This is a genomic window from Moheibacter stercoris (assembly GCF_040545805.1).
Classification (GTDB): Bacteria; Bacteroidota; Bacteroidia; order Flavobacteriales; family Weeksellaceae; genus Moheibacter; species Moheibacter stercoris.
Window position 1 is genome coordinate 93,228 of sequence record NZ_JBEPMO010000005.1, and the last position, 23,644, is coordinate 116,871.

At 36.6% G+C, this 23,644-nt stretch carries 20 protein-coding genes and 1 pseudogene; 20 read left to right on the plus strand and 1 reads right to left on the minus strand.

All coding sequences use genetic code 11. From position 1 onward, the window contains the following. Positions 1–16: 16 nt before the first annotated feature. The 8 genes from ABID46_RS06025 to ABID46_RS06060 all read left to right on the plus strand — a co-directional run bounded on the left by ABID46_RS06025 (position 17) and on the right by ABID46_RS06060 (position 9,616). On the plus strand, positions 17–1,141 hold the full coding sequence (locus tag ABID46_RS06025) for a T9SS type A sorting domain-containing protein (protein ID WP_354508090.1): 1,125 nt from the start codon (positions 17–19) through the stop codon (positions 1,139–1,141). Beyond that, positions 1,141–2,118, plus strand: coding sequence for a T9SS type A sorting domain-containing protein (locus tag ABID46_RS06030; protein WP_354508092.1), 978 nt, complete (start codon positions 1,141–1,143; stop codon positions 2,116–2,118). The genes ABID46_RS06025 and ABID46_RS06030 overlap by 1 nt, the downstream gene beginning before the upstream one ends. Positions 2,119–2,455: 337 nt before the next feature. Next, entirely contained in the window at positions 2,456–2,914 is a 459-nt protein-coding gene (locus tag ABID46_RS06035; protein WP_354508094.1) for an SRPBCC domain-containing protein, read from the plus strand. 123 nt (positions 2,915–3,037) lie between these two features. Beyond that, the gene (locus ABID46_RS06040; RefSeq protein ID WP_354508096.1) at positions 3,038–3,529 is read left to right on the plus strand and encodes a hypothetical protein; all 492 of its coding nucleotides are present in this window, start codon (positions 3,038–3,040) and stop codon (positions 3,527–3,529) included. Positions 3,530–3,752: 223 nt separating this feature from the next. Further along, positions 3,753–3,929 (plus strand): BF3379 family histone-like protein, encoded by a 177-nt coding sequence (locus ABID46_RS06045; RefSeq protein ID WP_354508098.1) that lies wholly within the window; start codon positions 3,753–3,755, stop codon positions 3,927–3,929. A gap of 254 nt (positions 3,930–4,183) precedes the next feature. Continuing rightward, positions 4,184–6,070: an acetate--CoA ligase gene (locus ABID46_RS06050; protein WP_354508100.1), complete on the plus strand. Its 1,887-nt coding sequence runs from the start codon at positions 4,184–4,186 to the stop codon at positions 6,068–6,070. Positions 6,071–6,130: 60 nt separating this feature from the next. Beyond that, positions 6,131–8,041, plus strand: a complete 1,911-nt coding sequence (gene acs, locus ABID46_RS06055; RefSeq protein ID WP_354508102.1) for an acetate--CoA ligase — start codon at positions 6,131–6,133, stop codon at positions 8,039–8,041. Between the two features lie 195 nt (positions 8,042–8,236). Beyond that, complete coding sequence (locus ABID46_RS06060) at positions 8,237–9,616, plus strand: DUF4403 family protein (RefSeq protein WP_354508104.1); 1,380 nt, start codon at positions 8,237–8,239, stop codon at positions 9,614–9,616. Positions 9,617–9,656: 40 nt separating this feature from the next. On the opposite strand, the gene ABID46_RS06065 is transcribed toward ABID46_RS06060, so the two are convergent. Beyond that, positions 9,657–10,475, minus strand: a complete 819-nt coding sequence (locus ABID46_RS06065) for a M20/M25/M40 family metallo-hydrolase (RefSeq protein ID WP_354508106.1) — start codon at positions 10,473–10,475, stop codon at positions 9,657–9,659. Positions 10,476–10,770: 295 nt separating this feature from the next. Here ABID46_RS06065 and ABID46_RS06070 point away from each other — a divergent pair, with 295 nt between their 5' ends. The 12 genes and pseudogenes from ABID46_RS06070 (at position 10,771) to ABID46_RS06125 (ending at position 23,392) form a co-directional block, all read left to right on the plus strand. Then, positions 10,771–11,355 (plus strand): TetR/AcrR family transcriptional regulator, encoded by a 585-nt coding sequence (locus tag ABID46_RS06070; protein WP_354508108.1) that lies wholly within the window; start codon positions 10,771–10,773, stop codon positions 11,353–11,355. Positions 11,356–11,367: 12 nt separating this feature from the next. Continuing rightward, the gene (locus tag ABID46_RS06075) at positions 11,368–12,723 is read left to right on the plus strand and encodes a TolC family protein (protein WP_354508110.1); all 1,356 of its coding nucleotides are present in this window, start codon (positions 11,368–11,370) and stop codon (positions 12,721–12,723) included. A gap of 19 nt (positions 12,724–12,742) precedes the next feature. Next, positions 12,743–13,819 (plus strand): efflux RND transporter periplasmic adaptor subunit, encoded by a 1,077-nt coding sequence (locus ABID46_RS06080; RefSeq protein ID WP_354508112.1) that lies wholly within the window; start codon positions 12,743–12,745, stop codon positions 13,817–13,819. Positions 13,820–13,851: 32 nt separating this feature from the next. Then, complete coding sequence (locus tag ABID46_RS06085; protein WP_354508114.1) at positions 13,852–14,214, plus strand: four helix bundle protein; 363 nt, start codon at positions 13,852–13,854, stop codon at positions 14,212–14,214. Between the two features lie 48 nt (positions 14,215–14,262). Further along, positions 14,263–17,436 carry an efflux RND transporter permease subunit gene (locus ABID46_RS06090; RefSeq protein WP_354508116.1) on the plus strand — a complete coding sequence of 1,058 codons (3,174 nt, stop codon included), beginning with the start codon at positions 14,263–14,265 and terminating at the stop codon, positions 17,434–17,436. Between the two features lie 82 nt (positions 17,437–17,518). Continuing rightward, the gene (locus tag ABID46_RS06095; protein WP_354508118.1) at positions 17,519–18,304 is read left to right on the plus strand and encodes a patatin-like phospholipase family protein; all 786 of its coding nucleotides are present in this window, start codon (positions 17,519–17,521) and stop codon (positions 18,302–18,304) included. An 81-nt stretch (positions 18,305–18,385) separates the two neighbouring features. After that, positions 18,386–18,700: a KUP/HAK/KT family potassium transporter gene (locus ABID46_RS06100; protein WP_354508120.1), complete on the plus strand. Its 315-nt coding sequence runs from the start codon at positions 18,386–18,388 to the stop codon at positions 18,698–18,700. Next, entirely contained in the window at positions 18,682–20,349 is a 1,668-nt protein-coding gene (locus ABID46_RS06105; protein WP_354508122.1) for a KUP/HAK/KT family potassium transporter, read from the plus strand. The genes ABID46_RS06100 and ABID46_RS06105 overlap by 19 nt, the downstream gene beginning before the upstream one ends. Positions 20,350–20,447: 98 nt before the next feature. After that, positions 20,448–21,500: a 2Fe-2S iron-sulfur cluster-binding protein gene (locus ABID46_RS06110; RefSeq protein WP_354508124.1), complete on the plus strand. Its 1,053-nt coding sequence runs from the start codon at positions 20,448–20,450 to the stop codon at positions 21,498–21,500. Beyond that, positions 21,490–22,140, plus strand: a complete 651-nt coding sequence (trhA, locus tag ABID46_RS06115) for a PAQR family membrane homeostasis protein TrhA (protein WP_354508126.1) — start codon at positions 21,490–21,492, stop codon at positions 22,138–22,140. The genes ABID46_RS06110 and trhA overlap by 11 nt, the downstream gene beginning before the upstream one ends. A 149-nt stretch (positions 22,141–22,289) precedes the next feature. Then, positions 22,290–23,048, plus strand: coding sequence for a hypothetical protein (locus ABID46_RS06120; protein ID WP_354508128.1), 759 nt, complete (start codon positions 22,290–22,292; stop codon positions 23,046–23,048). Between the two features lie 62 nt (positions 23,049–23,110). Next, positions 23,111–23,392 (plus strand): annotated as a pseudogene (locus ABID46_RS06125) (addiction module antidote protein). Positions 23,393–23,644: the final 252 nt, after the last annotated feature.

Here is a 23,644-nt window from a genome sequence, read left to right on the forward strand (position 1 = left end):
TATAAATTTTAACGAAATGAAACAATTCATTTATTTTTTATCCATTCTATTTAGCTCTTTGGCATTGGGCCAATTCACGAGTAATGATGTGAAATTTTACGTAGGCGAAGGTTCTCAAACTTCTTATTTAATCGTTGATTTCAAAGACGGAACAGATGATCGTTCTTACGCTTGGGGTTTTCGTTATGAGGAAGGGCAAAATATAACATTTGGTCAAATGCTTCAAGCCATTGAAGATGCTGAACCTAACTTTTCACACCTAACAGGATCCAATGGCGGATTTTTGAATGACATCATTTTTAACGCACACCAAGGATTGGAAGGAGATCCAGATTGGTGGAGTACTTGGTCGGGTGAAACAGCCGAAACAATGTCAATGAATGCAGGAATTTCGGAACCCTTGCAAAATGAGAGATGGTATGGAACATCTTACGGTTTTATGAACCCTTCACCCGAGCATCCTGTTACTCCAATTCCTGCTTATTCTTCTTTATGGTTTTCAGAATCAGATATAGATACTTGGATTGGAGAAGGTCAAAACAGAAGTATTTTGATTGTGGATTTTGGAACTGATACAGAAGGCGTAGCCAATTCATTTGCCTTTGGAATTCAATACGAAGAAGAAACAATTACAGTTGAAGAAGCATTAACTCGAATTTCTAATCGTGTTGAAAATTTTGAATTTTCACTTACAGAAGATCAAATTTCATCCATTACATTTAACGAATTCGAAGGAATTTCATCTGAAGATAATCCTTGGAAAACGTTCATCGGAACTGACCTTTCTAATTGGGTTACAGAAAATAGTATAGCAACCAGCAATTTAGAAAATGGAAAATGGGCAGGATTCAGCTTTGGTGAAAGAAGACCATTTATACCAACAGATGAAGTTATTTTATTGAACACAGCAGATGTTGAATTGACAAAATCTCAATTGTATCCAAATCCAACATCAACTGTTTTCTATGTGAATGATTTATCGATAGACAAAGTCAGCATCTTTGATTTAACGGGGAAATTAGTTCTTACTACTTCCAATACGAAAAACGGAATTTCTGTTCAAGGATTAGAAAAAGGTGTGTATATAGTTACTACTCAATTTCAGAATAAAGTTTCTACATATCGTTTAATTGTTCAATAATGAAAAAGTTTACAATCATTGCAGGATTAATGCTTTGTACCCAAGGATTTTCGCAGTCTTATCCGCCAGCTGCGGGACAAGAAGGTTCAACAGCCATTTCCTATGATAGTGAATTGTTTGTGAATTGGGCAACTACTTCGCAAATAACAAGAGGCTATATAAATATAGCCAATCCAAATGCACAAGATCAAGGAAGCAATTTCGCTTCCTATGGTCAAGATGCTGATGCTATAGGAATCGCAGATGGAGTGGTGGTTAGTTTAGGTGATCGCGGAACAGCTATTTTAACATTTGAAAAACCCATTGCAAATGGACCTGGATTTGATTTTGCGGTTTTTGAGAACAGTTTCAGTGATACTTTTTTAGAAATTGCTTTCGTAGAAGTAAGTTCTGACGGTCAAAATTATTTCAGATTTCCAGCCCATAGCCAAACACAAACCGAAACCCAAGTGGATGGATTTGGAAATGTAGATCCTACTTATCTCAATAATTTTGCTGGGAAATACAGAGCTATGTTTGGAACTCCATTTGATTTGGATGATGTAGAAGCGCATCCTCTCTTGGATAAATCGAAAATCACGCATGTGAAATTAATTGATGTGGTAGGTTCGATTGATCCAGAATATGCAAGTTTTGATCAGTTTGGAAATAAAGTAAACGATCCTTATCCCACTCCTTTTGCATCTTCAGGTTTTGATTTGGATGCTGTTGGCGTTATCAATGAAGGTTCTTTGAATTTAAATGAATCAAACTTACCTAAAGTTAAAATTTATCCTAATCCAGCGATGAATTATTTCCAAATTCAAAATTCATCGAATGCTCTTGTGAAAATCTTTAACGAATTAGGACAAATTGTTTTGAACCAAATGGTCGAACCAAATGAAAAGATTGATATTCGAGATCTTAAATCAGGAATCTATTTCGTCAAGATACAATCCAATCAAAAAACGACACTTCATAAATTAATTAAAGAATAATCTAAAAGCCTCCATATGGGAGGCTTTTTATATATATAAATTAATTTTTCATGAAATATTAATTATTTTACGTTTTAGATAAAGAATAGATAATGTATAGATAAAGCATAGATAGTGTATGAAGAGTGTATGAAAATAAACTGAATGAATTTTTATTAAAATTAAATTTAATAGTTCATCAAGGAAAACTTTAGAAATAAGAAACTTAATCTTTTAGCTTGTTTAAAATACTTTCTAAAAATACTTAGCGATCTCTAATTTCTTATGGTTAATTTTAATGGATGAATTAATTGGTTATCAATTAAGCCACTGAATGTTAAATGAATTGGAAACGAATATGAAAAAATTAGAATTCAAACAGGAAATACTAGCATCAGCTCAAAAGGTTTATGACAAAATGCTAGGATTAAGCGATAAATCAACCTACGAATTTTGGACGAAGACTTTCAATCCGACTTCAACTTATGAGGGAAATTGGGAAAAAGGAAGTAAAATTCTATTCGTGGGATTTGACGAAAAGGGAAAAAGAGGAGGGATGGTTTCCATGGTTGAGGAGAATATTCCAGGAGTATTTGTGTCTGCTAGACATTATGGATTTATAGACGGAGATAAAGAAGTGACAACCGGCGAAATGGTAGAAAACTGGGCTGGTGGACATGAAAATTATCGATTTCAAGAAGAAAAGGGAATCACAACGGTTATTGTGGAAATTGATATGGTGGATGATCATATCGGTTACTTTCAAGAAAAATATCCAAAAGCTTTGGAGAAATTGAAAGAAATCTCAGAAAGGTAATTTTTGGCGTTTGTTTAAATAGGAAAGATAGCATTTTTTAGGATATTGGTTATCTAATTTATTCAGTTTCAATTTTATTCATCTTAAGGAAAAAGTACGTAGTATATAAACTAAATAGATCCTGTGAAAAGACATCAACTACTAAATCTATCAATTTTTCTTTTTCTTTTTTCTTGCGTTGATAATACACAGTATCTGGAAAGCAAGAAGGATTATGAGGCAGGTTTTGTTGTAAAAAATTATCCTGATAGTATTTTGATTGATTATAGAAAATACAAAGATCCCACTTTCAATTCTAGTTCGAAATTAGTGAAGAGAGGTGATGAGTTTTGGGCGATTCATCAACCTGAAAATGAAAATTCACAGTATGTTAATTTTTCCGACAAAGAGTTTCAAGACTATGTATATTTATCATGGAAGGAACATAAAGCTCATTTAGTTGATGAATTAGATTTGGTTGACGACAGCATTTTAGTCTATCGTTTGGACGAAAAATATTTGACAGAAGTTAAATCAAATGGAAGTCCTGTAAAAAGGATCTATTATTATGATCGGGATTATCGAATTGATTCGGTAATTTGGATCATAGCCAAAGACACCATGGTTTACAAATAATAAAAGGATAATATTCATGTATAGCAAGCCAATTTGAAGCTTATCCTCAATTCAGAATATTACGAAATTTCAGCTCGAATTTCCACGCATTACAACCTTTAAAACAAGATTTCATGGATTTTAGTGGAAATTATCACTCAAAATTTTAAAATTTCCTCTATTTATATAGGTTTTGTGCAATTATATTCTATTTTTGAAAACTAAAATTTAAATTTTAATAAAAATGAAAGATCTGATTGCAAAAATCAATGCTGAAATCGAAGCATTCAAAGTAGACGCTGACTTACAAGCTGAAAAAGGAAACAAAGCTGCTGGGACTAGAGCTCGTAAAGCAACTTTGGAATTAACGAAATTGATGAAAGAATTCCGTAAAGTTTCTTTGGAAGAATCTAAAAAATAAGAACTAATTTTTTTAGTGCAAAACTCCCTTTTTAAGGGAGTTTTTTTTTTGTCTGAAACCCAAATTATATTCTTATTTGATTGAAATATATCCGTTTATTATTCAAAACTTAAATTATTAATATGATAATGAAATCTGTGTTTTTATTTAGAATATGTATTAATTGAGTATAGTTAATGTTAAATTAATATATAATTCTCGGAAATTTTGAATGATTTTTCTAAATTTAAAATCTTAATTAATACATACTGGGGATGAAATACACGGAATTCTATGCCAAGAGCATAGACAATGCGGAAGAATTTTGGGAAGAACAAGCCCATCAAATCAAATGGTTCAAAACACCAAACACCATCTTATCAAAAGACGAAAATGATTATCCACTTTGGTTCAAAGATGGTGAATTAAATGCTTCTTATTTGGCATTGGACAAACACATCGAAGACGGATTTGGAGATGAGGTAGCCATCATTTACGACTCACCAGTCACGCAAACCATCAGGCAAATCACCTTTCACGAAGCCAAAACCGAAGTCGCAAAACTTGCAGGAGGACTTCTTTCGTTAGGCGTTGAAAAAGGTGATACGGTCATTATTTATATGCCGATGATTCCACAAGCTGTCTATGCGATGTTGGCTTGTGCTAGAATTGGCGCCACACATTCGGTCGTTTTCGGAGGCTTTTCTCCCAACGAATTAGCCATCAGAATTGACGATTGCAAACCCAAAGTCATTTTAACCGCTTCTTCGGGAATTGAAATCGATCGCTTAATTGCCTACAAACCTTTGGTAGATGAAGCAATGGAACTTTCGGAACACAAACCACTAAATGTGGTAGTATTCAACCGAAAATTAGGAGCGAGAATTCCTTTCAAAAAATACGATATTGATTACGATGCCTTGATTTATGGTTCGGAAGAAGCCGACTACATTCCAGTAGAATCCACGCATCCATTGTACATTTTGTACACTTCGGGTACCACAGGAAAACCAAAAGGTATCGTTCGTGATACAGGCGGTTATTGCACGGCCTTGAAATTCTCAATGAAATACATTTACAACGCCCAACCCGGCGAAACTTTCTGGGCGGCTTCCGATATCGGATGGGCAGTAGGCCATAGTTATACCGTTTATGGTCCATTGATCAACCGAAATGCAACAATCGTTTTCGAAGGAAAACCCGTTCGCACTCCCGATGCAAGTACGTTTTGGCGTGTGATTTCAGAACATCAAGTTCGAACCATGTTTACCGCACCAACCGCCATTCGTGCCATTAAAAAAGAAGATCCTAACGGAGAATTCATCAAAAACTACGATTTATCTTGTTTGCGAACCCAATTTTTAGCAGGCGAGCGTTGTGATGTCGCAACTTTAAATTGGTTCACCGAGCATATTCCCGTTCCAGTCATCGATCATTGGTGGCAGACCGAATCGGGCTGGCCGATGATCGCCATTATGATGGGATTGGAACAATTTCCATACAAACCAGGCTCCTCAGGAAAACCCGTATGCGGCTATGATATTCAGATTTTAGACGAAAATGGAGAAGTTCTTCCAACAGGTGAAGAAGGCTATGTTGCCATTAAATTACCGCTTCCTCCGGGAACTTTAATGACCGTTTACAATAATTTGGAACGTTTTCAAGGGAGTTATTTGGAGAAATTTCCAGGATACTATTTCTCGGGTGATGGCGGATACAAAGATGCCGACGGCTACGTCTATATCACAGGTCGAGTAGATGATGTTATAAACGTTGCGGGTCATAGGCTTTCCACCGCTGATATGGAAGAGGTCGTAGCTTCGCATCCTGCTGTTGCAGAGTGTGCCGTCATTGGTGTAAACGATGATTTGAAAGGGCAAATTCCTTTTGCAATGGTGGTTTTGAAAGCAGGTGAGGAAATGGAAAGTTTCCAATTGGAATACGAAATCATTCAATTGGTTCGTGAAAAAATTGGCGCGGTGGCTTCGATGAAAAATGTTTTATTGGTCAATCGTTTACCGAAAACCCGTTCAGGGAAAATCTTGCGAAAAATCTTGCGAAGTATCGTAGATGGAGTCGAATTTCAAGTTCCTTCGACCATTGATGACGAACTGATTTTAGACGAAATTCAAGATGCATTAACCGAATATAAAAACAGATAAGTTCCTATTTCTTTGGATGAATTTGAATTTAGGTTTGGATAAATTGATTAAATTAGAAACATGAATTATTACAAAATAGACAGCTTAGAGAAATACTTTAAAATCTATAACAAATCGGTACGCGAACCCGAAGAATTCTGGGGTAGAGTAGCAGACGAAAACTTTATTTGGTACCAAAAGTGGGACAAAGTTTTGGAATACGATATGATCAATGCCGATTTCAAATGGTTCAAAAATGCCAAATTGAACATAGCCAGAAACTGTTTAGATCGTCATCTCAACAAACGAGGCGACAAAACAGCCATCATTTTCGAACCCAATAATCCCGACGAAGCTGCTCAGCATATCACCTATAGCGAATTGCACGAACGTGTTTGCCGAATGGCCAATGTGTTAAAAGAGAAAGGAATTCAAAAAGGAGATCGTGTTTGTATTTACTTACCAATGATTCCTGAATTGGCCGTTTCCTTGTTGGCTTGCGCCCGAATTGGTGCCATTCATTCCGTCGTTTTCGCCGGATTTTCTGCTTCGGCAGTTGCTTCGCGAATTCAAGATTCCGAATGTAAAATGGTCATCACATCCGACGGTTCCTATCGTGGAAACAAAGCCATCGACTTAAAAGGAATTGTAGATGAAGCTTTGCAAACTTGCCCTTCGGTAGAATCAGTTTTGGTGGTCAATCGTACCAATTCAGAAGTCCAAATGAAAGAAGGTCGTGACCATTGGATTCAACCTTTGCTCGATGCTGCTGCCAAAGACAACGTAGCCGAAATTATGGATGCCGAAGATCCTTTGTTTATTTTATACACTTCAGGTTCGACAGGAAAACCCAAAGGAATGGTGCATACGACCGCGGGTTATATGGTGTACACCGCCTTCACTTTCAAAAATATTTTCAATTACAAAGGCGACGATGTCTATTGGTGTACCGCCGACATCGGCTGGATTACAGGACATTCCTACATTGTGTACGGACCACTTTTAAACGGTGCGACGACGGTTATTTTTGAAGGCGTTCCATCTTATCCCGATTTTAGCCGATTCTGGGACATCATCGACAAGCACAAAGTCAACCAATTTTATACAGCTCCAACTGCCATTCGCGCTTTAGCAAAAGAAAATTTAAGTTATATCGAAAAGCACGATTTGAGTTCCATCAAAGTTTTGGGTTCCGTAGGTGAACCGATTAACGAGGAAGCTTGGCACTGGTACAACAACCACGTCGGACGAAAAACGGCACCGATTACCGATACTTGGTGGCAAACCGAAACAGGTGGAATTATGATCGCACCTTTGCCTTTCATCACGCCGACCAAACCGACTTATGCAACTTTACCATTGCCAGGAATTCAACCCGTTTTAATGGACGAACGTCGAAACGAAATCGATGACAACCAAGTGGTAGGTAGTTTGTGTATCAAATTCCCTTGGCCTGGAATTGCCAGAACCATTTGGGGTGATCACCAACGCTATATCGATACTTATTTTTCTGCCTTCCGAGGCAAATATTTCACAGGCGACGGAGCTTTGCGTGACGAGGTAGGCTATTACCGAATTACCGGTCGAGTAGACGATGTAGTGATCGTTTCCGGACATAATTTAGGAACTGCACCGATTGAGGATGCCATCAACGAACATCCTGCTGTAGCGGAATCGGCCATTGTTGGATTCCCACACGACATCAAAGGAAATGCTTTGTACGGATTCATTACCCTGAAAGAAAGAGGAGAAGGGCGCGACCGAGATAATTTACGACGCGAAATCAACGAACATATCGCAAGTCACATCGGACCGATTGCGAAATTGGACAAAATTCAATTCGTATCAGGTTTACCAAAAACTCGATCAGGAAAGATAATGCGTCGAATTTTACGCAAAATTGCCGAAGGTGATTTCTCTAATTTCGGCGATATTACAACTTTATTAAATCCAGAAATCGTAGAAGAAATTAAAAACGAACGAATCGATTAAGATTTGTTCCTAATTTGAATACAGGAGAAATCAAGCATTCAAACAGATGCTTGATTTTTCTTTTTTAGACGAAATCTATTTCGAATTAAATAATATTAACTCCCAACTTCCATCCCTTGTCCGCCGTAGGAGGATCCAACTCCCAAGAAAATTGGTTCTATCTTTGCTAAATCAAATCCAAATAAATATTGGAATATGAAAGTCCATTCATCTTCATTTATTATTAGTGTTTTTCTACTACTTGCCATTCTTGGTTGGGGACAAACAAATCAAAACCTACATATATTTCCGAAAATCAAATCGAGTATTTCGGTTCCCATTTCCATTTCGATTGAGGAAATCAATCAATTGGTCAACAATTCCATCAAAGGAACGATTTACCAAGACAATTCTTTTACCGATAATGATAACGATCAATTCAAAGTTAAGGTTGATAAATATGGAGCGATCAAATTAACAGCCTTAAAAGACAATCGTTTTTTAATTGAAGTTCCTTTGCAAATTTGGGCTGAAAAGGGATATGGAGCTTTAGGGAAATATGTATATCAGGATACCAATTTTACAATTGTCATGAAATTTATTTCATCGGTTGAATTCAAACCTGATTGGACTTTGGAAACCAAAACAACAACCTATGGTTTTGATTGGACAACCAAACCTATTTTGGATTATGGATCAGTGAAGATTCCGATCGCTTCTCTCATTGAATCTACTTTGAAAGAACAGCAAGCGAAATTTACCACCGTGATAGACGAACAAGTCAAAGAATCTTTTGATTTGAAGCCTTATTTGTTGATGGTATGGAACAACTTCAACGCACCAATAAATATTTCGCCCGAATACAAAACTTGGTTGAAGATTACACCTGGAACGGTTTATATGACACCGATAACCATTTATTCCAATTATATCAAAGGAACAGTAGGGCTGGATCTGTATTCGGAAACTTATATTGGTCAAATTCCGATGACCTCTCCTTTGGCTATGAGTTTTCCAAATTATGTGTTGAAAAAGGAAATTCCAACCGATTTTAGTTTGAAAACGACTGCCAATGTGACCTTTGAGAAAGCAACAGAATTGGCGAAACAACAATTTGTCGGACAAGAATTTGTCTTGACATCTGAAAAGAACAAAGTGAAAATTACGGATATGAAAATGTATCCCGAAGATGATTTGGTGGTGATTGAAGTTCATACAGAAGGAGAAATTCGCGGAACGACCATCATCAAAGGATTTCCTTATTACGACCAAGCAAAACAACGCATTGCGCTTCGTGATGTGAAATTTCAATTGAAATCAAGAAACTTATTTCATAAAACCATCACCACGCTTTTTGAGGGAAAGATCAAACGTATGATTGCGGACGAATATGGAATTCCAATGGGCGATATCATCAAAATGTCCAAAGAAAGTTTGACTGATAGTTTCAATAAAGAATATTATCCGGGAATCTTTTTAAAAGGAAATGTAATAGATTTTCAACCTGTTCAAATTTTGGTTTTTCCATCCAATATGACGGTTGTGATCGATACGCAAGCCAATTTACGCCTAAATGTCAACGGTTTGAATTTTTAAATTTAGTATCGTATATCAAATATTGTAAATCGTAAATCCTTTAGTTTGTCCACACAAAATCCATTTCCTCCACTTTCATAGAGTTGTCAAGAACCTCTTTGGCGATTTTTAAAATGGAGTGCAAAGCTTTGTAGTTGATTTTTTCCTCATCGTCTCCCGAACCATGATAATCTGGATGACCACCAGTGTGAAAAAACAAAACGGGAATATCTTTTCGGTAAAAGGAAGTTTGGTCAGAACCGCCATTTCCATCCTTGCTTGTATGAAATTTGATGTCCGAAACAATACCCTCAGTGATTCCTGGAAATTTCGAACTGGTTCCATGTCCTATGATGGCCAAACCATTTTCTTCTTGGTATCGTCCAATCATATCAAAATTCAACATCCAATGAATGGTATTCAACGGAATCGTTGGCTTTTCCGTAAAATATTTTGATCCCAATAGTCCCAATTCTTCCGCTCCAAACGCAATGAATAAAAGATTGAAATCCTCTTGAATGTCATTTGTAGCATAAATTCTTGCCAATTCCAACATCCCAGCAACACCTGATGCATTATCATCGGCTCCATTGTGAACTTTTCCAATGTTCAAGGTATCGCGTGAGCTCATTTTTCCATGTCCAATATGATCATAATGAGCTCCAATCACAATCGTTTTAGGCGCGTTGTTGTCAATAAAACCGATCACATTCTCTGCAACTCGAACACTATCTTTTACCACGACCTTTCTAATTCTTGCGATAAATTCTTGTCGATAGCCTTCAGTTCCTTTTGGCATTAAGCCATATTTCTTGAATTCTTTTTCGATGTAATTCGCAGCTTTCAACACTTGATTCGAACCCGTTTCTCTTCCTTTCATTTTGTCTGAAGCCAAATAAGAAATATGTTTTTCTAGATTTTTTTGGGAGAATTGTCCAAAAGTAATACTAGAAAAAAACAGGAATAAAATGGTTAGATAGCAAATAGTGAATTTCATAGTTGAATAAATAATCAGTTGGAAATATAGAAAGATTTCTTGGGAATGAAAGAATGGCAATTTTTTTAAAATCTGATAAAAATCACCATTTGTGAGAAATATTTTGGCCTTAGATTTGCTGTTTGACAAAAATGTCAAACATAATTGTTGAACATTTTTATTAAACAATCAATTTGAAATGAAAAAAGACGAAACAGAAGAAATTATCAAGTCCACTGCAAAGCGGCTTTTCTTCGTAGAAGGTAAATTCAATGCCACTACGCAAGAGATTGCCGATGCCGCAGGTGTAAATAGGACCTTGATCAATTATTACTTCCGCTCTAGAGACAATCTTTTCAATATGATTTTTGAAGATGCGATAAAAAAGGAAGATGAGCAGCGAGAAAACATTTTAAAGTCTGATTTGCCTTTTAAACAAAAAATTGAAAAATACATAGACGACTCTTTTAAATTGGGTAACGAGTTTCCTTACTTGGAAACCTATATAGTTTCTCGAATCAATGATGGATGCTATTATCAAAATGAAGAAGACTACCATCGTTTTATCAAGGCATTCAATTACGAATTTGAAAAGGAAGTGAAAGCAGGAAATATTGAAGAAATGGACCCTATTCAATTCATTTTTAATATCGCTTCGCTTGTGTCCTTTCCGTTTGCTGTAAGACCTTTGCTACAGAAATCTATGAGGTTAGACGATAAAGAATTTGAGCGAATTATCAATGAGAGAAAAGAAGTAATCATGAAAATTTTATTTAAAAAATAATACCGAAAGAAGATGAATTTTAAGTCTTTAAAATACAGTTTATTCATTGCCTTTATGGCAGGGACAAGTTTTGCGCAAGAATCTCAAGTAATTGATTTGCGTGAGGCAATCAATTATGCGTTGGAGAACAAAGCGGAAGCAAAAAAAGCGCAGTTGCAAATTGAAAACAGTGAATATTTGATTCAAGAAGCTCGTGCAGGAGCTTTGCCAAATATTAGCGCCAATGGTTCTATTACCTATAATCCGATTTTGCAAGAAACAGCTATTCCATCGAGTAGTTTTCCTGGTGGAGAACAATCTCCAGATCCATTCATCATTTTAGCAATGGGTCAAAAGTGGAATGCAATTGGTGGCGTGACCTTAAATCAAAACTTATTTGATAAAACAGTGTTCACAGGATTGAAAGCAGCAAAAACAACCCGCGAATTTTATTTAATCAATGCCGAATTAACAGATGAACAAGTCATCGAACGCGTGGCAACTGCTTACTACAACGTATATGTTCAAAAAGAACAGTTAAGTACGATAGAAGAAAGCATGACCAATGTGGAGAAAACACGTTCCATCATCAAAAGTTTATTTGACAATGGTTTGGCTAGAGAAATTGATTTAGATCGTGTAGATGTTCAATTGACCAATTTGAAATCTTCTCGTCAACAATTGATCAATGCGGTTTCTTTGTTAGAGAATTCTTTGAAATTCTACATGGGAATGCCAATTGCTCAACCGATTGAATTGGCCGATAATGAATTCCAAGTGGAAGAATTTCTATTAGCCGATCAAGTGAATACAGAAAGCCGTACCGAATTGAAACTATTGAACAAGCAATCTGAATTGTTGGAATTGCAAAAAGAAGCTCGTAAAGCTGCGTATTATCCGAGTTTGTCCTTGTCTGCCGGTTATAACTACATGGGACAAGGTGATAAATTTCCCATCGGTTCAGGTTTAGAAAACGGCGTTTATTGGTCAGATTTTGCTTCCATCAGTTTGAATTTACGTGTTCCAATTTTTAGCGGATTTGCCAATCGTGCTCGTGTGAGTCAAGCAGATATAGAACTGCGTCAATTGGAACAAGATATTGCAGACACCAAATTAGGTTTGGATTTGGAATACCAAAATGCCAAAACCCAAATTGAAAACAGTTATATAGACATTGAAAACCAAGGGGAAAACGTAAAATTGGCAGAAAAAGTAGTCAACAATACTCAAAGTAATTACCAATTGGGATTGGCAACCTTAACGGATTTGTTGGAGGCCGAAAGTGCATTGGTAAATGCTCGTAATAATTATTCCAACGCTGTATTGCAATTCAAATTGGCAGAAATACAATTGTTGAAATCAAAAGCAGAACTTAATTCATTAAAATAAACAAATAATTACCTTAGATATGAAAATTGTAAAGAATTTACTAATCGCAGTAGCAGTAATCGGCTTAGTTGTTTGGGCTGGGATGACATTGGTAAATAATAAAAAGAAGTCAGAAGAAGAAACCAAAATCGTAGCGCAAGTAAACGATAGTATTGCGGTCAATGTGAGCAAAGTTTCTTTTCAAAATATCAACACAGACTATGTATCAAATGGTACGTTTGAACCCTATCAAGAAATGATTTTTCCATCTGAAGTTTCAGGAAAAGTTTTGCGTGTGATGGTAGATGAAGGTTCTTATGTGAAAGTTGGGCAAACCCTTGCAATTATTCGAGGAGACTCTCAATCCATTGATTTAACTGCGGCTCAAGCGGCTTATCAAAATGCAGTAGCTGACAATCAACGTTACGAGAACGCTTTGAAAACGGGTGGTGTAACTCAACAACAAGTTGATATGTCTCGTTTGCAATTGAAAAATGCAAAGGCACAATTGGACCAAGCGAAAATTAGAGTAGGAGATACAACCGTTCGTGCAACAATTAGCGGTGTAGTCAACCAACGTTTCATTGAACCAGGATCTTATGTTTCTCCAGGTGCTCAAATGTTTGAAATCGTGAATGTAGGAACTTTGAAATTACGTACCGAAGTAGACGAAAGTCAAATCATACGTTTCAAAGTAGGAGATGTGATCAAAGTAAAAGCGAGTGTGTATCCTGATAAAGAATTCACAGGGAAAATTACGTTCATTGCTCCAAAAGCATCTGCTTCTTTGAACTTCCCAGTAGAAATTCAAGTTTCCAATACTGCAGGAAATGAATTGAAAGCAGGTATGTATGGAACAGCTGTTTTCTCTTCGGCTGACGATGAAGTGAAAGGAAAACCTGTTTTAGTGGTTTCGCGTGAAGCTTTTGTAGGTGGATTGAACAACAGTGAAGTTTTTGTTGTGGAAAATGGTAAAGCCAAATTGGTGAAAGTTCAAGCTGGAAGAAACTTTGGAGATTTAATCGAAGTTTTGGGTGGGTTGAATGATGGTCAAACAGTTGTGACAAGTGGTCAAATCAACTTGATCGATGGCAAAACGGTAAAAGTTATTAACTAATCAGGAGAATAGAATAGAGAATATAGAAAAGGATGAATTCAGGAAAAAGACATAATTATAAGAATTTAAAAATTTGGCAGTTGGGAATTGAAATAGCAAATGAAATTTCAGATTTATTAGTCGATTTCCCTGTACACGAAAAATACGATTTATCATCACAATTAAGTAGATGTTCGGTTTCTATGCCAAGTAACATAGCAGAAGGTTCTGCGAGAACTGATAAATCATTTAGTCATTTTTTAGATGTTTCTTTTGGTTCATCTTTTGAATTATCAACTCAACACATTATTGCACATCATCGTAAACATTTAAGCACAAAGAAGTTAAATTATTTTGAAGATAAAATTGAAGAATTTCAACGCATGACGATGGGCTTCCAAATTGGTTTATCTTAAAGAATCTATTTTCTATCATCTCTTGTCTTTATTCTTAAAAAGTATAAAATGAAACTAGCAGAAATATCCATTAAAAGACCCACATTGATTGTGGTCTTGTTTACCATACTGACTTTAGGAGGTATTTTCTCCTATACCCAATTAGGATACGAATTGATCCCGAAATTTGAAGTGAATGTGATCACGGTATCCACGGTTTATCCGGGAGCTTCACCTTCTGAAATTGAAAATACCGTTTCCAAAAAGATTGAGGACGCTGTTTCCTCCTTGGAGAACGTGAAAAAAATTGAATCGAAATCCTATGAAAGTTTATCGGTCGTGATGATCGAACTCAACACGGGAGCCGATGTCAATTATGCCCTCAATGATGCGCAACGTAAAGTAAATTCCATACTATCGGAATTACCAGACGATGCAGATCCGCCGTCTTTGGTGAAATTCTCCATGGACGATATGCCGATCATCACCATTGCGGGTACAGCAAAAATGAACAGTGCCGAATTTTACGACCTTTTGGACAAGAAAATTCAACCGATTATTTCACGTGTTCCTGGTGTGGCGCAAGTGAATTTAGTGGGTGGACAAGAACGTGAAATTCAAGTCAATTTAGATCAAAATAAATTAGAAGGATATGGACTTTCGGTTCCTGCTGTGAGCCAAATGATTCAATCTTCGAACTTAGATTTCCCGACAGGTAACGTCAAAACGCGTGAAAATTCTACTTTGATTCGTCTGTCGGGAAAATACAAATCCATTGAAGAATTACGAAATTTAGTCGTAAGTAGTCAAAATGGTGTGCAAATTCGTTTAGGTGATATTGCGGACGTTCAAGATTCCCAAAAAGACGTAGAGAAAATTGCACGATTGAATCAATCTGATGCGATTTTGATTCAAGTTATGAAACAATCCGATGCCAATGCTGTAGCGGTTTCGGAAGAAGTAAGAAATGCCATTTCCCAAATTGAAGAGGATTACAAAGCCAATGAATTGAATTTGAAAATCGCCAACGATACCTCAGAATTTACCCTTGTGGCAGCAAATAACGTAATCTTCGATATTTTCTTGGCGATCTTCTTGGTTGCGGTGGTGATGTTGTTGTTCTTACACAGCATCCGAAACGCATTTATCGTTATGATTACGATTCCGGTTTCCTTGATTGCAACCTTCATTGGAATTTATTTCTTGGGTTATACCTTGAACTTGATGTCCTTGGTAGCTCTTTCCTTGGTGGTCGGTATTTTGGTCGATGACGCGATTGTGGTATTGGAGAACATCCACCGCCACATGGAAATGGGAAAAAATAAAGTTCGTGCAGCTTACGATGGTGCTTCTGAAATCGGATTTACCGTTATGGCGATTACCTTGGTAATTATCGTGGTATTCTTGCCGATTTCGATGAGTAATGATTTGGTTTCTAACATTATCAAACAATTCTGTGTGACGGTAATGATTGCGACTGGATTCTCTTATTTGGCATCGTTTACCATCGTTCCTTGGTTATCTTCTCGTTTCGGGAAATTGGAACATATGACAGGGAAAAACTTATTCCAAAAATTCATCTTATGGTTTGAAGGAATTTTGGAGCGTTTTACGCATTGGATTTCTGGAATTTTGGAATGGTGTTTAAAAACTTGGTACAACAAAGTTATCACCATGGTGATTGCAATTCTATTGTTCTTCGGATCGATGTCATTGGTTGGAATGGGCTTTGTCGGAACCGAATTCTTCCCTAAAATGGACCGTGGTGAATTCTTGGTTCAAATTGAATTGCCAAAAGATGCTTCTTTGGAACAAACCAATATCGTCATCCAAAAAGCAGAAAAATATTTACGTGAAAAGCCAGAAGTGGTCGATTTGATTACGATGGTTGGGCAAACAAGTTCTGGATTTGGAGCAAGTCAAGCAACTTCCTATCAGGGGGAAATCAGTGTGATTTTGAAAGACAAATCAGAATTGACTGAAAGTACCTTCATTTTCGCTGCGAAAACAAGAAGAGAATTAGAATCCTTATTGGTCAACGCAAAAGTAAACACCATGCCAGTTGGTTTAATGGGTGCTGACCAAGCGCCGTTGCAATTGGTGGTGGTAGGATCAAATTTGGAATCGGCTATGGAATTTGCAAAAAAGGCAGAAGCTGAATTGCGTAAAATTCCAGGTTCTTCTGAAATCGAATTATCAGTAGAAGATGGAAATCCTGAAATCAATGTTCAAGTAGATCGTGATAAAATGTCTGCTTTGGGATTGGATTTAGGAACTGTTGGAATGACCATGCAAACAGCCTTCAGTGGAAATACCGATGCGAAATTTAGAGCAGGTGAATACGAATATGACATCAACATTCGCTATGATCAATTCAACCGTTCCGATATCAATGATGTTCGTAATTTGATTTTTGTCAACAACATGGGACAGAAAATTAAATTATCACAATTTGCTTCGGTAGAAGAAAGTTCAGGGCCAAGTTTGTTGGAGAGACGTGATAAATCACCTTCTGTAAACGTTAATGCACAAGTTGTAGGTCGTCCAGTTGGGGATGTTGCAGGCGAATGGGAAGCGAAATTCTCTCAATTGGAACGCCCAGTAGGTGTAAGCTACAAATGGGGTGGTGATATGGAAATGCAGGGTGATGGTTTCGGAACTTTGGGTATCGCATTGTTAGCGGCTATCATCTTGGTTTATTTGGTGATGGTAGGATTGTACAATAGTTATGTTCACCCGTTTGTCGTATTGTTCTCGATTCCTTTGTCTTTGATTGGGGTAATGATCATCTTAGGATTGACCAATAATTCCATCAACGTATTTACGATTTTGGGTATGATCATGTTGATTGGTTTGGTGTGTAAGAATGCGATTTTGATTGTCGACTTTACCAACCAACGTAAAGCAGCTGGTGAAAATACCTTTAACGCATTGATTCAAGCCAACCACGCACGTTTACGTCCGATTTTGATGACTACCATTGCGATGGTTTTTGGGATGATTCCAATTGCCTTGGCAAAAGGTGCTGCTGCCGAAATGAACAATGGTTTGGCGTTCGTAATCATTGGTGGATTGATTTCATCCTTGTTCTTGACCTTGATCATCGTTCCAGTGGTATATTCGATTTTCGATGGTATTACACGTAGATTAGGTAAGAAAGAAAAAACAGATTATGCAACCGAAATGGTAGCAGATTATGAACATAGAGAATTAAGTGAAGACGGTTTCACACCAAAACACTAAAATTTTATTTACAAGAAAAGAAACGGGCGATTGAGGAAACTCATCGTCCGTTTTGTTTTACATTTGAATGGAATTATAAATTATGGTTGTCAATAACAAACTTGGATTAACACTTTCGGGTGGCGGATTTAGAGGAATTGCCCATTTGGGAATCATTCAGTACTTACGCGAATTGGAAATTGAAATCGGAGCTATTTCTGGCGCAAGTGCGGGTGCTTTGGCAGGAGCATTTATTGCAGAAGGATATACTCCAGAAGAAATTTTAGGTTTTACCAAAAAAGAAAGTTTCTTTAGTTATTCCAATATTTCTCCAAGAAATGGCGGATTATTTAGTACCGATATTTTTGTGAAAATTATTCAGAAATACATTCCTCATGATAGTTTCGAAGGGTTGAAAATCCCCTTATTTGTGTCGGTGAGTGATTTAACCAATGCGGAATCTTTGATTTTCAACCAAGGATCACTTTCTTTTGCTATCAAAGCATCTTGTTGTTTTCCGTTGGTGTTTCATCCGGTTCCTTATAAAAACAATTCCTTTTTATGCGATGGTGGGATAATGAACAATTTCCCCGTTGAGCAAATCAAAGCGACTTGTTTCAAAAGCATTGGCGTGAACATTTCGCCGATCGATGTCATGGAAGGAAAACCTGGATACAAAGACATCATACAACGCATCATTCGGATTATGACGTCAAGTATTAAATCAAATTCTGCTCATACTTGTGATGTGTATTTGGAACCCCATGAAATCAATCAATTCAACACATTTGAGGTGAAAAAATTGGATGAAATCTTTGAATTCGGATATGAATATGCGAAAAAGTACCGAGAAGAATTCCTGAAAATCAAAGAGGAATTGGAGAATTGATTTTCCTCATTGAGCTATAGTGTTAAATTTCTTTTTTGTAGTAGGAATAATTGGAAATTTGTCTAAATTATTGATTGCTACATGCAAACACATTTAACCAACTCAACAGAATTCAACAAAGTCAAATGGGCAACTTTGCTCATCACCTTAGGAATCATTTACGGCGATATTGGCACAAGTCCCTTGTATGTTTTCAAAGCGATTATTGGGAAGAAAGAAATTTCAGAAACCTTGGTTTTTGGAGGTGTTTCTTGCGTCTTTTGGACCTTGGTTTTTCAAACGACCATTAAATATGTTTGGTTGACATTGAAAGCAGACAACCAAGGAGAAGGTGGGATTTTTTCGCTGTATTCTCTTATACGTAAATACGGAAAAAAATGGTGGTTCCCACGATGATTGGCGCAGCTGCTTTGCTCGCAGACGGAATCATTACACCGGCAGTTTCCGTTACTTCTGCTATTGAAGGACTTCGAATGGTTCATGGTTTAGAACACATTTCGGTCGTACCCATTGTCTTGGGAATCATTTCCACCATCTTTTTTGTCCAACGATTGGGAACCGAAAAAATGGGCAAAGCCTTTGGACCTTTGATGCTGATTTGGTTTTTGGTTTTGCTTGTTATGGGATTCTTGCAGATTCTCAATTATCCGTCTGTGTTGAAAGCCCTCAATCCAGTCTATGCCTATCAGATTTTGGTCGAATACCCCCAAGGCTTTTGGATTTTGGGAGCTGTTTTCCTTTGTACCACAGGTGCTGAAGCTTTGTATTCTGACATGGGCCATTGCGGTCGAAACAACATTCGTGTTACCTGGGGATTTGTAAAACTTTGTTTGGTGGTCAATTATTTGGGGCAAGCCGCTTGGTTGGTTCATCAGCCCGATGTCTTTTTGGCTGGACGAAATCCATTTTTTGAAATGATGCCGACTTGGTTTTTGCTTCCTGGAATTATCATTGCAACCATGGCTGCCATCATTGCTTCTCAAGCGTTGATTAGCGGATCTTTCACCTTGGTCAACGAAGCGATTAACCTAAACTTTTGGTTGCGCGTTGCAGTGAAACAACCCACCGAAACAAAAGGTCAAATCTACATTCCAAGCGTAAATTTTGTTTTATGGATCGGTTGTGTTTTTGTGATTTTATATTTCCAATCTTCTGAACATATGGAAGCTGCCTATGGTCTCGCCATCACCGTTGCCATGTTGATGACAACCTATTTACTGTTCTTTTATTTGTTGTACAAACGGAGATGGAAAGCCATTTGGGTGTACAGCATCATCGCTTTGTTTTTGGTGATTGAAATTTCCTTTTTCATTGCGAATCTGATGAAATTCAACGAAGGCGGATACATAACCTTAATCGTTGGAGGAATTTTCTTCTTTTCCATGTATGTGGTCTATTATGGCCGAAAAATCAGCATTCAGTATACCAAATTTGTAGATGTTCGGAATTATGCAGACAAGATTCAGCAGTTGTCAGAAGATTTGACCATTCCGAAATATGCGACGCATTTGATTTATTTGTCTCGTGGAAATCGAACTTTTTCGGTGGAAGAAAAAATTATGGATTCGATTCTAAACAAACGCCCCAAACGAGCCGATGTCTATTGGTTGTATTTCATCAACCGAACGAATCAACCTTATACCTTGGATTATGATGTAGTGGAATTGGTCGACGATAAAATCATCAAGATTACCTTGAACAGTGGGTTTCGAATTCAACCCAGAGTCGAATTGTACTTCAAAAAGATCATTTCGGATTTAATTGAAAACAAAGAACTAAATCTACATACGCGCGAACATAATTATTCGGCTTATAGCAATCAGTCCGATTTCAAATTCATCATTACCGAAAAATATTTATCGGTCGAAAATGAATTCAGTCTAAAAGAAGGATTCATCTTGAAAACCTATTTCTTCTACAAACATTTAGGACAACGAGATGAGCGCGCATTTGGATTGGATAAATCAGACGTGGAGGTAGAATATTATCCGTTTGTGTATCAACCTGTGCAAAACTTTCATTTGGAAAGGAGAAAGACGAATTAATCGGTTAAGAAATTGAATTGAAACAGCTAATTAATCTCATTTCACTACGTACCGAAATACTACCGAAGTTTCCTTAATTTTGTGAAAAATTTTACGGAATGGACTTTCACTCTTTGCAAGTTGCCTACATACGAAATCTAACCAAAAATTCAGTTCAAATTACCTTTGATGTTCCCGAGCATTTGAAGAAGGAATTTCTTTCTTTTACAGCAGGGCAGTACATCACGCTAAACATCAACGGTACACGACGCGATTATTCCATTTGTTCAAGTCCCAATGATGGGGAATTGACCATTGGGGTGAAAGCGGTAAAAAATGGTTTTATTTCCAAGTATTTGACAACTGAGTTGAAAGTAGGAGATACCTTGGAGGTTTCGACTCCCAATGGTCGTTTTGGAATTCCGTCCAAACCCAACGAAAAAAGAACCATTTTGGCTTTTGCTGCAGGAAGTGGAATTACCCCAATTTTGAGTGTGTTGAAATTTACCTTGCAGACAGAAGAATGGGTGAACTTCTATTTGTTCTACTCCAACAAAACGCCCGATAGTGCCATGTACTACGAGGAGTTAAAAGCCTTGAAAGAACAATATCCCAACAATTTCCATTTGCACTTTGTATTCACAGAACATAAGATGGAGAATTTCTTGTTTGAAGGTCGATTGAATGCTCATAAGTTCGAATTGATCTTGAATCAAATCGTGGACATCAACGAGGTCGATGAAGCCATGGTCTGTGGTCCAAACGAAATGATCAAAGAGATCTCCAATGAGATTTTCAAAGCAGGAATCATCAAGAAACACATCCACTTTGAATTGTTTACGCCCGACCAAAGTCCATTGGATATTTTACCAGAAGAATTGGAAGCGCCAGACGAAGTAGCGGTAACCGTAACCCTTGATGGTGAAACCAGCGATGTGGTATGGAGTCGTGAGAAAAACTTGATCGATGCTTTGTTGGATGCCGATGTAGATGCGCCATACTCTTGCAAAGGAGGCGTATGCAGTAGCTGTTTGTGTAAATTGGAAGAAGGTGAAGTCAACTTAGCAGATAACTTTGTGTTGACCGATTCTGATAAAGAAGAAGGATTGATTTTGGCGTGTATTTCTCGTCCGAAATCGGGTTCTATTAAAATAAACTTTGATGACGTATAGTCAAAAATACATTCGTTTTCAAAACGAAGAATTATGGAACACCCTTACGCATGGTATTGGGACGCTCTTGGCGGTCGCTGCTTTGGTGTTGATGGTGGTGTATTCCAGTTTGTATGGCGGAGCATTGGAAATCATTTGTTCCATTGTCTTTGGGTTGAGTTTGACGTTTCAATATGCTGCTTCGACCTTTTATCATGCTGCAACCAATCCGCGTAAAAAATACTTTCTCAAACGAATTGATCATCTCTGCATCTATCTCTTGATTGCAGGGACCTATACGCCTGTGATGTTAATAGGACTGCAAGGAGCTTGGGGTTGGACGATGTTTGCGGCAATTTGGGCATTGGTAATTTTGGGCTTTGTCTTTAAGTTTTCGCCCTTGCGTAAGTCCAAAAAGCTCTCTTTAAGTCTATATGCATTGATGGGTTGGTTGGTGGTTATTGCCGTGAAACCCATGGTGGCTTCTTTAAGTTCGGAGGCTTTGTGGTACATTGCTCTAGGCGGATTGGCCTATACGATTGGCATTGTCTTTTATGCCAACAAACGAATTCCTTTTAACCATGCCATCTGGCATTTATGGGTATTGGCAGGAAGTATTCTTCATTTCCTTGCGATCTTTTGGTATGTGTTGCCGAGGTAGTTTAGGTTTTAAGTAGTAGGTTTTTAATAATAGAATTGCCACATCAAATTTAATATTATTTATAAATTCTGATTGTTTATGTTTTTTTTTAAATTTACCTACACCAATTGATTTAAACCAATAATAATTATTCAAATTTTTATATTAATATGATCAGAATTCTATCCTTTACCTTGCTAATTATTTTAAGTTCTTGTGCTACCAAATACGTAAAATTTGAACAACCGAAAAATGAAATTCACCCAACTCCCAAATTATTGAATTATATCAAAAATACGCCAAATCCTAAAGTGGTTATTAGAACTAAAGATGTAAAAACAAAAATTATTACAGGTAATTATTCGAATTATTCAAATGGCTATAGTGATAGTAACATTTTAGGTACATTTGATTCAAGAAACACCCATGGTAGCTCTCAATTTATAGAAAAAGAAATAAATTATGATAATTTATATGATGTAATCGAAAGAGAATTAATGAAAAATCAATTTATTGTTAGAGATAGACAATTATATAATCAAGCATTGATAAATAATGATTACGTTTCAAAAGGAGATACAGATTTGATCATTGAAATAAGTAAATTAAATCTTAATGTGATTTATGAAACAAATAAGTATTACACTGATAAAAATAAAGATGGTAGATTACCATATTTGTATAAAAGATATGGAGCAGAAATTGAATTTAAAGTATTGATGATTGAAGAAAATGAATTAGTAGGTTCATATACATACAAATACGCTCCTTGCAATAGTAAATATCCATGTGTTATTGATGAAGCTTTTTCAAAAAATTGGCATAAAGCAAGAACAGGAAAAACTGGATATGAAAAAGTTAGAGAAAATGAATTAGAAGTCTTTTTAGAAGTAGCTACTCAACAATTAGTACATAGTTTAATAAATTAAAAAGCTTCCGCACTTTTAAAATATAAAAAACAAAATTTTTCGGTGAAAATTAAATCTATAAAATGCAAACAACAAAATTTGATATAGCTGAATACTTAAACTCAAAAGAAATGATTGCTGAATATTTAAATACAGCACTCTAAGAAGGGAATGAGTCTGAAATACTTGTTGCAATTGGAAACGTTGCAAAAGCAATTGGTATGACGAAAATTGCAGAAGAAACGGGTATGAGCAGACCTAGTTTATACAAGACTTTCGCGGAAGGTTCTAAACCACAATTTTCAACCATTTTAAAGGTTTTGAAGGCTATTGGTGGACAAATTCAAATCAATCCTATTTCTTAACAATCCAGTGAAATCACATTTAGGAAAATATAAAACCCATATTTATACAATTGTTTTGTTATTAGTAACGGTATGGATATGGTCTTTGCTTTATCAAGCCCAATTTTTACCTTATGATGATAATTACGGGTTTTTAATAATGGCATTTTTACTTTCTGTGTCTGCTTTTTTTCTTCTGTTGTTTGTATGGGTAAATTGGAAACCATTTATTCTTCAGTGAAAATGGATTAGTCTTTTGTTTTTATTGTTTTG